12 protein-coding genes are annotated in these 11,683 nt (G+C 62.0%); 3 read left to right on the top strand and 9 right to left on the bottom strand.

Features of this window, described 5'->3' with window-relative positions; translation table 11 throughout:
• Positions 1 to 107: 107 nt before the first annotated feature.
• Both M1E05_RS12095 and M1E05_RS12090 read left to right on the top strand, forming a co-directional pair.
• Positions 108 to 995 (top strand): dihydrodipicolinate synthase family protein, encoded by an 888-nt coding sequence (locus M1E05_RS12095; RefSeq protein ID WP_461163077.1) that lies wholly within the window; start codon positions 108 to 110, stop codon positions 993 to 995.
• A 29-nt stretch (positions 996 to 1,024) separates the two neighbouring features.
• Positions 1,025 to 2,251 carry an MFS transporter gene (locus M1E05_RS12090; protein WP_461163076.1) on the top strand — a complete coding sequence of 409 codons (1,227 nt, stop codon included), beginning with the start codon at positions 1,025 to 1,027 and terminating at the stop codon, positions 2,249 to 2,251.
• A gap of 10 nt (positions 2,252 to 2,261) precedes the next feature.
• Here M1E05_RS12090 and M1E05_RS12085 read toward each other — a convergent pair whose 3' ends face one another.
• The 3 genes from M1E05_RS12085 to M1E05_RS12075 are packed head-to-tail and all read right to left on the bottom strand — an operon-like array spanning position 2,262 to position 4,828.
• On the bottom strand, positions 2,262 to 3,479 hold the full coding sequence (locus M1E05_RS12085) for a trans-sulfuration enzyme family protein (RefSeq protein ID WP_461163075.1): 1,218 nt from the start codon (positions 3,477 to 3,479) through the stop codon (positions 2,262 to 2,264).
• 31 nt (positions 3,480 to 3,510) lie between these two features.
• Positions 3,511 to 4,233 carry a B3/B4 domain-containing protein gene (locus tag M1E05_RS12080; protein ID WP_458114192.1) on the bottom strand — a complete coding sequence of 241 codons (723 nt, stop codon included), beginning with the start codon at positions 4,231 to 4,233 and terminating at the stop codon, positions 3,511 to 3,513.
• The gene (locus M1E05_RS12075) at positions 4,226 to 4,828 is read right to left on the bottom strand and encodes a helix-turn-helix domain-containing protein (RefSeq protein ID WP_458114191.1); all 603 of its coding nucleotides are present in this window, start codon (positions 4,826 to 4,828) and stop codon (positions 4,226 to 4,228) included. Before M1E05_RS12075 ends, M1E05_RS12080 begins: the two co-directional genes overlap by 8 nt.
• A gap of 131 nt (positions 4,829 to 4,959) precedes the next feature.
• On the opposite strand from M1E05_RS12075, the gene M1E05_RS12070 reads away from it, so the two are divergent.
• Positions 4,960 to 5,313: a TraR/DksA family transcriptional regulator gene (locus M1E05_RS12070; RefSeq protein WP_458114481.1), complete on the top strand. Its 354-nt coding sequence runs from the start codon at positions 4,960 to 4,962 to the stop codon at positions 5,311 to 5,313.
• On the opposite strand, the gene M1E05_RS12065 is transcribed toward M1E05_RS12070, so the two are convergent.
• The 6 genes from M1E05_RS12065 to M1E05_RS12040 all read right to left on the bottom strand — a co-directional run bounded on the left by M1E05_RS12065 (position 5,211) and on the right by M1E05_RS12040 (position 11,677).
• A complete protein-coding gene (locus M1E05_RS12065) occupies positions 5,211 to 6,662 on the bottom strand; it encodes an MFS transporter (protein ID WP_461163074.1) in 1,452 nt (483 codons plus the stop codon). The two genes, M1E05_RS12070 and M1E05_RS12065, sit on opposite strands and share 103 nt — an antisense overlap.
• A gap of 197 nt (positions 6,663 to 6,859) precedes the next feature.
• Positions 6,860 to 7,525, bottom strand: coding sequence for a GntR family transcriptional regulator (locus M1E05_RS12060; protein ID WP_461163073.1), 666 nt, complete (start codon positions 7,523 to 7,525; stop codon positions 6,860 to 6,862).
• Between the two features lie 36 nt (positions 7,526 to 7,561).
• Positions 7,562 to 8,275: a GntR family transcriptional regulator gene (locus tag M1E05_RS12055; RefSeq protein ID WP_461163072.1), complete on the bottom strand. Its 714-nt coding sequence runs from the start codon at positions 8,273 to 8,275 to the stop codon at positions 7,562 to 7,564.
• Between the two features lie 45 nt (positions 8,276 to 8,320).
• The gene (locus M1E05_RS12050; RefSeq protein ID WP_461163071.1) at positions 8,321 to 9,454 is read right to left on the bottom strand and encodes an FAD-dependent oxidoreductase; all 1,134 of its coding nucleotides are present in this window, start codon (positions 9,452 to 9,454) and stop codon (positions 8,321 to 8,323) included.
• Between the two features lie 65 nt (positions 9,455 to 9,519).
• Complete coding sequence (locus M1E05_RS12045; protein WP_461163070.1) at positions 9,520 to 10,230, bottom strand: transporter substrate-binding domain-containing protein; 711 nt, start codon at positions 10,228 to 10,230, stop codon at positions 9,520 to 9,522.
• A gap of 40 nt (positions 10,231 to 10,270) precedes the next feature.
• Positions 10,271 to 11,677, bottom strand: a complete 1,407-nt coding sequence (locus M1E05_RS12040) for an NAD(P)/FAD-dependent oxidoreductase (RefSeq protein ID WP_461163069.1) — start codon at positions 11,675 to 11,677, stop codon at positions 10,271 to 10,273.
• Positions 11,678 to 11,683: the final 6 nt, after the last annotated feature.

Below are 11,683 nucleotides of genomic sequence, written 5' to 3'. Positions count from 1 at the left end.
ATTCTTGGACCTAGTGTAGGACCAAAGCCTTTGACAGCATGAAATCGGTAAGTACCTCACGCTGCGCTCTGGCCTCGGCCTGCACAGCCCGATGAAAGAAGGACTCCGTGTTCAACGGCCTCAGTGCATTCCCCCTCACTCCCATGCAGGGTGAAAATGTCGACCTCAAAGCTGTTGCCCAGCTGGTATCCCGCGCAGCCCAGGCCGGAGTGGACTCCCTGGGTGTCCTTGGTTCGACGGGGAACTACGCCTACCTGTCCCGTGATGAACGGCGGGCCGTCCTGGAGGCGTCCGTGGATGCCGCTCATGGCGTTCCTGTCTTGGCCGGTGTAGGGGCAGTACGTACCCGGGACGTGTTTGCACTGGCAGGGGATGCGCAGGCAGCAGGTGCATCTGCCTTGCTTCTGGCTCCAGTCTCCTACCAGCGGCTCACCGAGGCGGAAGTATTCGGCCTGTATGAGCAAGTCGCCGCTGAAACAGCCCTTCCGATCGTCGTCTACGACAACCCGGGTACAACGGGCTTCACATTCTCGGACGATCTTCACGCTCGCATCGCAAGGATCCCGGGAATCGCGGGGATAAAGATTCCACCACCCGCTGCCGGTAAGGTTTCCGCCCGGATCGGAGAGCTCCGCTCCCGGCTGCCGCAGGGAACATCCGTGGGGATCAGCGGGGACTGGGTTGCGGCCGAGGCGCTGCTGGCCGGCTGCGACGTCTGGTATTCGGTGATTGCAGGGGTGCTTCCGCTACAGGCCAAGGCCATCGTGGATCATGCCTTGGCCGGTCGCCGCGAGCTTGCTTTGAAAGCGTCGGCAGAGCTTGAGCCGATGTGGCAGTTGTTCCGAACTTACGGCAGCCTCCGGGTAACTGCGGCCCTTGCAGAAGACCTCGGAATCGTAAGGTCTTCAGCGCTGCCGCTACCCCTGCGCGGGCTGGACAGCGAGGGCAGGGAAAAGGTTGCACAAGCCATCCGCCAGAGCGGGTTGAAGGCATAACCAGTGCGAGTGACTTGGAGGAGGGCACCGTGAGTCTTCTCGGTGGAAAAAGCCAGACCCGGAAGGAGACGGGAAAGTCCACGGTTTCCGGAGGTCTTGCACGTTACGTCCTTGCGGCCACGTTGGCCCGCAGCGCAGACGGCGGTGCCGTCGTCGCCATCGTCCTGCTCGTGACCACCAGCGGCGCCCCCGGATGGGTGGCCGGGATCCTTGGTGCGTGCATCACGGCACCGCATCTCTTTGGTCCCCTCATTGCCAGGCGTCTGGACACCGCCCGTGATGGCCGAACGGTGATCGCCTTGGCCTGCATTGCGCATGGTGTCACCCTGGCTGCTGCTGTCCTGCTGTACCCGGTGACACCGCCCATCGTGCCGGGCGTACTGCTCCTGGTCTCCGGGCTGGTTGGCCCGCTCCTGACCGGTGGCATCAGTAGCCGCCTGGCAGCTATCGCCGGCAGTGACAGAACAAGCCAGCGTCGGGCTCAGGGGTGGGACGTTGCCACTTACGGTATCGGCGGCACCATTGGGCCTGCGCTGGTGGCGGCTGTCTCGGCGTGGGCGGATCCCGCCATCGCGGCACTTCTCCTTGCCGCATCAACAGTTGTTGCGGCCGCTGTGGTCTGGCTCTTGCCCTATTCGCCGCCTGCAGCTGTTCCGTCGGACGTTCCCCGGCCGGGCCAGACACTGCTGATGATGGTCGGAAGCGGTCCCTTGCGCCGCACGCTCTACCTGACTGTCGTCGTCGCCCTGTCTGTCGCAGCGCTGCCCATCACCGCCGTCGCGTCCACTGGGATGCTCCGCGTTGAACCGGCTGCAGCCGGGATACTGACGGCAGCGTACGGGCTGGGCGGACTGATCGGATCCGCGGGCGTCATGATCCGGCCCATGAGAACCGATGCGGACCCGCTGATGACCGGGCTCGGTGCTGCCGTGGGTGCTGCCCTTTGCGGGGCAGCGCTCGTCGGAGTATTTCCGGCGGCCATCGTGGCCTACGCTTTCGCTGGGCTACTCAACTCCTGCTTCTTCGCCGCAACCCTGGCAGCGCGAAGCGAGTACGCACCTGCCGAGGCGCGCGGTCAGGTGTTTGTCTGGGTGGGTGCCTTGAAAATTACCGCAGGATCGGCCGGCACTGCCTTGGCCGGGGCGATCATCGCTCCTGCCGCCCAACTCCCTCTGTTCCTGGCATCCGGACTCATCACCGTGGCGGTCGCCGTTTCGGTCCTTGACCGCTACTGGAGTCGGACGGCTGGGCGGTAGGCTTCCGGCGTTAGTTTTCCCCGAGCGTCCTGTCAAGGGCGCTGAGGATGTCGTCGATGATGTCTTCCGGGTCCTCAAGGCCGATCGAAAGACGCAGGTGACCATACTTGTGGAAAGAGGCCGGGTAATTTTCCGATCCTCCACGGGCGTCCGGGCCCACGTGCACAATGAGCGTCTCATCGTGTCCAAGGGACACCGCGGAGGTGATGACCTGCAGGTTCTTCACAAAGAGGTTTTGGGTGTCCGAGTCTCCTTCGATGGCGAACGCGAGCACGCCGCCGTATCCGCGGCCAGCGAACTGTTTGCCGGCCAGTTCGTGCTGTGGATGGGAGGCCAATCCGGGGTAGAGCACGTAGGCAATCCGGGGTTCGGATTCCAGGAACGCCGCCACTTTCTCGGCGCTTGAGAACTGCTGCTTGAGGCGCAGCGGCAACGTCACGGAGCCGCGCATGATCATCCATGCGTTGAACGGGGAAATCACGCCACCGGCATCCACGATGGCGTCGTGCCGTATGTGCTGGACCAGCTCGCGTCGCCCGATGACCACTCCGCCCATGGCATCGCCGTGGCCGTTAATGTATTTGGTCAGGGAGTGGATGACCAGGTCGGCCCCGTCGTCAAGCGCGCGGTAGAACGGTGCCGGCGTGAACGTGGCGTCGATGGTCAGCAGTACGCCGGCGTCTTTGGCGATGGCTGCCAGTGCTGCGACGTTGGCCACCTTGGTTGTCGGGTTCGCAATGGTTTCGGCATGGATCAGCTTTGTGTTGGGACGCACAGCAGCCCGTACTGCGTCGAGATCATCGGCGTCCACGAACGTCGCCTGAATACCGTATTTTTCCGGAAGAAGTTCGCCGAACAGGCGGTACACCGCTTCGTACGTCACATTGGAGACCACAACGTGATCGCCTGATTTCAGCAGGGTGAAGAAGACGCCGTGCAGTGCCGCCACACCAGTCGCGAAGGCGGCGGCAGCTTCAGCGCCCTCCATGGCCGCGAGCTTGGTTTCAAGAGCCACCTGGTTGGCGCCGGCGTTTCGCGTGTAAACCAGCCCTTCGTCAACACTCGACCAATCCATTGCGGAGGGGTCGTCCGGGAGAACATAGGAATTTGCCATGACCAAGGGCGTGCGGAGCGCGCCGGTACCTTTGTCGATGCTGTTTCCTCCATGGACCGCCCAGGTGGAGTCATGGACGGAGGCCCGGTTGTGCTTATCAGGGGTTCGCTTCATTGCTGTGGCTTCCTTCGGAAAGTATTGGGCTTCACTGAGCGGACTCAATGAGGTGCTGAGTGGTGACGACGTCGGGGCCAAGGCGGACGATGTGTGTTGTCAGGTCTTCGCCCGCGGCGAGGAGGGCTTCGGTGGTCATTGGCTCGAGTGCGTCGAGGATAAACAAGGCTGTGGTGGTCTCGTCGCGGAGTTGAGTGCGCCGGCCCTGACGCCAGTTCCAGCGGCGGCAGGTCACGCCGTCGTCATCACACCAGACCACCTCACCTGGATCCGGGTATTCAGTCAGGGGCGCTCCGTTTGCCACCGTGTCGAACGGTTCCTGACCCGTGGCACGGATAAGACGCGGTGCCCCGACGTAGCCTGCGAGGTCTTCGCCGCCGAGCGGAATCTGGTGCAGCACCGAGACAGCGTTATAGAGGTCGGTGAGCCTGTTGACCCTGGGGAGCCCGGCATCAGCGCGGCGGACCAGTGCTTCGAGGCTGTTACGGGTGCGGTTGGGCTTAGCTCCAAAGGCTTGGTACGCCTCCCGCCATGCTGCGACGTGGGGGAGGTGTTCCACTTTTTGCTCCGCGAATGCCATTTTGGCTGCTGCTTCCGCCTGCTCCAGCAAGGCGATGCTGGCGTCATCGCTCGGTCCCGGCACGAGTCCGTCGACGGCGATCAACAGGGCACGGTAGTCGGGCCGGAGCTCGAATACCGCAGGCTCGACGTGCCCTGCCTTGAGGATTTCCTGGAGTGCTTCGGCGTTACGCATTGCCGGCCTCCCTATGCTGTGACCCCACGCCGCGCTCGAAGACGGCGAGCGAGAACCTCGCCGGTTCGGTGCTGTTGTTGGCGTATGAGTGGGCCACATCCCCGGGGAAGGTTATCGAATCCCCGGTGTTGAGGGCGACCGTTTGGTCCGCGACGCTGACTGCGACTGAGCCTTCCTGAACCTGCAGGAGTTCTTTCGTGCCGGGCGTGTGAGCCTCGCTGGTGTGCTTGTCGCCCGGGCCGAGGATCCAATCCCACAATTCAACAATTTCGGGAGGTTCTGTCCCGGCTACCAGCACGCCGCGGCCGCCGGATTCGCTGCTCCATAGGACTGCACCCTCACCCTTCCGGATCACCTTGACGGCCTTGGGTTCGGGGGATTGGACCAGATCAGGGAGACCAATTCCGAGGGCATCGCTGATTCGCAGCAGCGTGCCCACGCTGGGGTTCATGGTTGCCTGTTCCACATTGATGATCATGCGACGGCTCACGCCTGCCGCTTCGGCCAACTGGTCCAGGGTCCAGCGGCGGGCCTGACGTTCCTGTTTGACCCGGGCGCCGATTGCGGACGCCAGGGACGCTATGCTTGCATTCATACATGCAGCATAATGCACTCATAGTGCACTTTCAATGACAGCTACCCGCCCAAGGCCGATTTGCCAAGGTTGGCCCGGTTCTAATGCTGGAATCCTCGACGGTGCCCGGTGTTGGGGGTAGCCTGCAGACCATGGTGGACATGGCACGTTTCCGGGTCCTTCTCGAGGGAGAGCGGGACCAAAAAGATGCCCTCCTGAAGGCACTCCGCCGGGACATCGGCTCGGTGAGTGCAGCCCGGGAGAACTCCAATGTTGATGATGAGCATGATCCCGAAGGCAGCACCATCGCTTTCGAGCTTTCCCAGGCCACTGCACTCTTGGAGCAAAGCCGGGCGGGACTGGAGCAGATTGAGGCAGCTCTTGCCCGGATTGCCAATGGCAGTTACGGACTCTGTGCAGTGTGTGGCTCTGCCATTCCCGAAGGCCGTCTTGAGGCCAGGCCCTGGACACCGTTCTGTATCGAGCACGCTTCTGGAAGGTCCTGAGTCACTGCGGCGGGGGAGGGCGGTTTGGGAACGAACCTGTGGATAAACGTTGCGGTTATCGCTCCGAGCAGGGACAGGAGGAGCCAGGGAGCGAATGCCGTGATTGAGGGCGTGTAGGCGAGTTCGTAAAGCGGGGCCAGGGCGGTGTTGCCGATGACGACGGCGAGCCCTCCGGCGCTGGCGAGCAGCCCGTAATAGGCCCCGGTGGGACGTCCGGCGGAAAACTCGAGTACAAGTCCCATCGCTATGGGTGTCACGCACATGTTGCCGAGGGCAAGACCTGTCACCAGTACGAGGGCCGGCAGCATCGGCAGATCGGCTGGCGGTGCAATGATCGCCAACGCAGCGACGGAAGCGAAGCCCGTGGACTGGAGGGCAAAGCCGAGGGGGAGCGCTGTTTTAGGTCCGGCCTTGCGCATTAGCCGTGCAACAGGCCATTGAAGAGTGATTGTCAGGACGGACGCGAATGCAAAGACTATCGCCAGGGCCTGGATGCCCGCACCGCTGCGTTCCAGTTCTACGGGAAGGCCGAAGTAGAGTTGATTGGCCGCCAGGAGATTGACACTGTAAAAGGCAGCGAACCCGATGAACCTTTTCTCCCTTAGGCAGGACCAAAGGCCAGACGACTGTGAATGGCCGGACAATTCGCTTGAGGTTTTGGGGGCTTGAATTTGAGGTTTGGGGATGAACAGCCAAAAGACCAGCGCCATGACGGTGAACACGGCGGCCCCAGCCAACAGGGCGGTATCAAAGCCGGTATGGAGCAGCAGGGCTCCCAGCAGAGGACCAACAACCGTGCCTATCTCCCCGAACACCACCACCAAGGCAAAAAGCGATGATCTGTTGTGCTGGTTGCCCCTGCCGCTGCGAGCGGCGTCCTCTTTTGTTCTACCTTCCCCGGCATCCGCCTTCCGGGTAGCGCCTCCCTGGGAAGCGGCCGCCACGAGGCTTTGAAGGGCGGGTGTAAACAGGGCGCCGCCAATGCCTGTGATGACGGCACCGATCAGGAACAGCGGGAAGTCCGAGGCCCAGGCCAGCGTCAGGAAGCCTGAAATCCGCACCAGGCAGCCGGCGATCATCGACTGCCGTGCTCCCCACCGGTCCGCGATCACCCCGCCGAAAAGGAACATGCCCTGCTGGGCGAAAGTGCGCGCACCAAGGACGATTCCAATTGCCATCGCGCCCATGCCGAAGTCGTTCCGCATAGCGACCGCGAGGAACGGGACAACGGCAAAGAAGCCGATGTTGAAGATGAGCGGGCTTGCCAGCAGTAGCTGAGGGGCAGGCTCAACCCTTACCGGGCGCCGGGTGGGTTTTGCGCGCAACTTTCGCGCCGCCGTCGGCCTCATCTGTTGCTGCCTGCTGGGAGGGCGGGGAACATGACGGATCCTTAGTGGAGAGGGGGTGGGATGTCCTCCCAGCTTATCAAGAATGATTCGCAATAATACGGATATGGCGGTATATGACAACAGGGGTGCATTCCAGTTGGAAGACACCCCTGCGGTAATACGAAGCAACCGGCCCGTTCTCGACGCCGGACCCCGGGCTACGTTTCCTCTGGACTTTCAGCGCTAAGCGCGTTACGGAACTGGCCGCCCATCTCCTGACGAAAGGCGTCGAAGTCGCCGTCTAAAGCAAGTCCAGCCAGTCTCTCGTGCTCAACGGCGATTTCATGGAGGTCGCTGTAAGTAGGGTGATCGACTGCGAAGTAGAGACGCAGCTTGTTCTCCCATCCGTTCCAAAGAGCTTGCAGGGCTGAGTTCCCCGAGAATTCGTAGAAGAGCCTGTGGAAGCGAAGGTGGGCGTCAACGCTGGCCGGGATATCGTGCGTGTCCGTGGCCCGGTAAAGTTCCTCGATGGTTTGCTTCAGCCGAAGTTGTTCAGGGCCGCGCAAAGCCGGGGCCGAGAGCTCAGCAGCGTAAGGCTCCACCAGTAAACGGATTGCTGCGATCTCGGCGACGTCGCGGGCACTCACCTCCACAACAAATGATCCCCGGAAGGGGATCTTTACGACCAGCCCTTCTTCCTCAAGCTTGGTCAGCGCCTCACGCAGCGGGGACCGGCTGATTCCGAGATCGGCAGCAATGTGTGTCTCGCGCAGCTGTTCCCCCGGGGGCACAGTTCCATCCAGGATGGCTGTACGGAGCACGCGGTACACGCCGTCCGGCGTCGTCGTCCGTTGTTCCTGCCACTTGAACTTGCCGTCCATCATGCCGCCCCTCTTGTCGATTGTCGATTATACAGCGCGTTACCCAAGTATTCTGGGATACTGCGCCTGCTGAGTTGCGGCGAGGTCCTCAACGGCTTTTTGCATATGCCGCTTGATCGCAGTGAGGAGACCTTCCCTGTCGCCGGCCTCCAGGAGGTCCACGATATTTTGATGTTCCTCTACCAGAACCTCCCTCTGTGCCTGGGAGAAATCCATGTCGAGGTTACACATTCTTGATTCAGCCGCGAGTGTCTTGTAGATACGGATGAAACGGGAATTTCCCGCGCCGGCAACGAGGGCTGAGTGGAACTGCAGCTCAAGGCCTGCAATTGTGTGCCGGTCTGAAGTGGCCACCTGCTTGGCCATTTCACGCACAATCTCCTTGAGCGCGTCACAGGTGTCTTTGATCTGCCGCGGGCTGCCATCCAACAGCCTGCCGGCCGCGGCGGAGTCGATGGACTGGCGGGCCTTGTAGATCTCCCTAAGGTCATGCCTTTCAACGTGGGAGACAAACAATCCGTGATTGCGCCGATAGACGAGGATCCCTTCCTGGCATAAACGCTGCAGTGCCTCCCTGACAGGACTTCTGGACATGTTGAGCTGGCTCGCCAGGAAGTATTCATTGATCTGTTGCCCGGGGCGGATCGATCCCTGGACGATTTGTTCACGCAGATGATCAGCGATCAGCTGTGCTGTGGGTCTTTCCTCCAAGGCAAACAGTTCTTCTGGTGCCACCATTGACATCCCACTCATCTCACGCTTTCTTCATAGTGCAGCTTTTTGTGGCTGCAGGTTGGCCTAGCTCGTCTTGAAGCGTTCGGGCCTGACGAAATCCAGACCATTGATGGTTCCTTTGTCGAGCGCTTCGAATGCTGCAATGTGGCCATAGCCCGTGGCGTTTTTGAATCCTCCGCCGGAGAAACCTGTGGCGCCGTAAATCCTGCTTGACCCGCCGAACCAACCCAGCAGCGGGTTCCGGTCCTTCGTGTAGAGGTCGGGGAAGGCATCGGAGCGGACGATCGTCGGATTGAGACCGGGGAGGAACTCCAAGATCGTTTCGGTGGTCTCGGTGATTTCTGCGGGGGTCAGTTCCCTCGGTACTGCGTCAGCGAGAGGAGTTGGCCTTCCGCGGCCGTCCAGGGTGGCTTTGACTGTGACGCCGTCGACGGCCGGTGCACCGTACATGGCGCGGTCCCCGGAGATCCGGCTGAAAGTAGGGAACCTTTCCGGGCCGAACTCTGCTCCGTCTCGGGCAACGAACCAGGTCAGGATAACCCTGCGCGTTTCCGTGTGCGCCTTTAGATAATCAGGCATGAGGCGCTGGGACCAGCCACCGGAGGAGACGATGACCTTCTCGAAGGTCCAGGACTTATCACCCGAGGTGATAACGACGCCGTCGGCCGATTCGCTGATGCTTTCGATCGGGGTGTCGGTGTGGATCGTTGCGCCGTTGGCCTCGGCAGCAGCGACCGCGGCGACGACAGCGCGGTCAGTGCGAAGGACCCCTGCGTTCGGGTCGTAGACGGCGATGTCGTCCGGACCGAGGTTGTGCTGCGGGTAGCGTTCGGCCATCCCCTCGCGGCTGAGGACTTCGTGTTCGGCGCCGTTGGCCGTTGTGGTTTCCAGCAGGGCCGAGAGGTAGGGCCCGTCTTTGGCCCCGATGGACAGGCCGCCGCAGCGGATCAGGATGTCCTGTCCTGTTTCTGCTTCCAGTTCAGCCCACAGATCCCGTGAACGCTCCAGGATGGGGTAGAGGTCAGGCAATCCACGGTAGATCATGCGGAAGAGCCGGGTGTCCCCGCCCACGGCGCTACGGCCGTGAGCAGGTACCTGGGCTTCGAACCCGACGACGGAATCGGACAGGCGGGAGGCCTGCCAGAGTGCCATGCTTCCGATGCTGCCCAGTCCGATGACTGCCAGTTTTCCGTCCATGTTTAGAGCACCTGTTCCATGTCGGGTTTGCTTCTTTCGGTAGTTATTTGCTGAATGGACGGCTATTAGCGGATTGCGGCTTCGGTGATGGCTGATTCGCCGAGGCCCCAGTACTCCAGGGATTCCTTGTACTCCGGGGTCTCCAGTACGGACTGGATGGCTTTTTGCAGGGCCGGTGTCAACGGGGAGCCCTTCTTCAGGCCCATGGCGACGTTGGTGTTGGTGCGGGTGTCCATGCGGGGTTCGAGGATGTGGAAGTGGTTGGGCTGCTGCTCGTTGGCCCAGGCCAGGGCGCTGGCGTCGTAGAAGACGCCGTCGATGCGCTTGGAGTCGAGCTGGGTGAGGGCTTCCTGGACGTTGGGCAGGGTGATGCCGTTGATGGCGGGCTGGCCCTTTTCCTCGCAGGTCCATTTGGAGACGTTGGGCAGGTGCTTGAGTTGCTGGGTGGAGCCCTTGGTGACGCCGATGTTCTTGCCGCAGAGCGTCTCGTTGGTCAGTTTGAGCGGGTTGCCATGGGGTACTGCCACGGCCGAGCCGCCCTTGAGGTAGTTGATCATGTCCAGGACCTTGAGGCGTTCTTCGGTGGCGGACATGGTGGTGGCGGTGAAGTCGTAGCGTCCGCCGTCGATGCCGGGAATGATGGTGTCGAAGGCGGTGTTTTCGAACTTCAGCTTCAGGCCGAGTTTTTTGCCGGTGGCCGCGCCGCCACAGGCAGTCAGTGCCAGCAGGACAGCAAGCCCCGCGGCGGCCGTCTGGGCTTTGTTGATGGTTTTCATGGTGTTCCTTCTAAGGGGTTCGGGTGAAAGGTTGAGTGGGTTATTCGTGGAGTCCGGCGAGTCTGCTGCCGAATTTTGCCAGGAGCGAGGTCTTGGTGGAGTCCCTGCGCTCTTCCCACTGGTCAGCAAGTCCGAAGAGCCGGTACATGCCGTGGACACCGAGCCAGCGGAGGGGTTCCGGTTCCCACTTCCGTGAGCGGTAGCCGACCCAGGGGAGTGTTGTCCGTTCCGTTTGGTGTTCGAAGGCGAGCTCCGCGAGTGTCCTGCCGCCGACGTAGGCTGCCGTGACGCCGTGCCCGGCGTAGCCGGTGGACGATCCGATCCCCGCTGCCTTGTCCCAGTGCACGCCCCCGTTCCAGTCACGAGTAACCCCGAGGACTCCGGACCAGGCGTGATCCACTTCGAGTTGGATACCCGGGAAGAAGGAGCGAAGCTTTGTAGAGATCAGGTCAATGGTGGACTGGGGTGTTGAACCGGCGCCTCCTGTGCCTGAGCCGTAGCGGTAAGGCGCTCCGCGGCCGCCGATGGCGATGCGGCCGTCCGCAGTTCGCTGCGAATAGATGAAAGTGTGCGCGGAGTCGTTAAGGCACTGCGGCCCGTTCCAGCCGATCTGCTGCCATGCCTCTTCCGACAGCGGCTTGGTCACGATCATCGAGGAATTGATCGGTATCAGGGTCCTGCTGCCCAGCAGCTCTCCGGAATACCCTTCCGTGCAGATGAACGTCTTGGCCGCGGTCACCCGCCCGTTGTTCACAGTGAGGGTCGTGTTCTCGACGCTGCCGACCCGGCTGCCTTCGTAAATGCTCACCCCCATCGAGGTCAGGGTCTCAGCGAGACCGTAGACAAGTTTCGCCGGATTTATCCGCGCGCAATGCTTATAGAAGAGCCCGCCGTGGACGGTGGAGATGTTGATCTCGCTCTGGAACTCGTCCCGGTCCAGCAGGTGGACATCGTCTTCGGTCAGCCCGTACTTCCAGTCGGTGTCACGCCTGGTCACGAGCCGGCCCAGCCCCGCCTTGGTGTGGGCTGCGACGAGCGCGCCGCCCTTGTTCTGATCCGCATCAATGCCCTCGGCCCGGAGAATATCCAGGACGGAATCGACGCCGGCGACAAACTCCTGCTGCAGTGCGATGCTGGCTTCCAGCCCTCCGCCGGAGGCGCGTGCGAAGGTGGCCCGGTTTCCTGGGGGCATTGCCGAGAGCCAGCCGCCGTTTCGTCCGGAGGCGCCGTAGCCGATCTGTTCTGCCTCAAATACCGCGACTTTGAGTGATGGTTCGAGTTTCTTGGCGAAGTACGCAGCCCAGAGGCCGGTGTAGCCGCCGCCGACAATTGCCAGGTCTACAGAGTCCTGACTGGTGAAGCGGGGGTAGGTTGGCCTGGTGTCCGCCAGTCCGGCCATCCAGAAGCCAAGATCTCCGTTTCGGGGTGTTGCCGCAAGCGCTGTCATGAGTTG

This window comes from Arthrobacter sp. R4-81 (assembly GCF_054792365.1).
The sequence above is the reverse complement of the archived record's forward strand: the minus strand, read 5'-3'. Positions and strand labels throughout refer to the sequence as shown.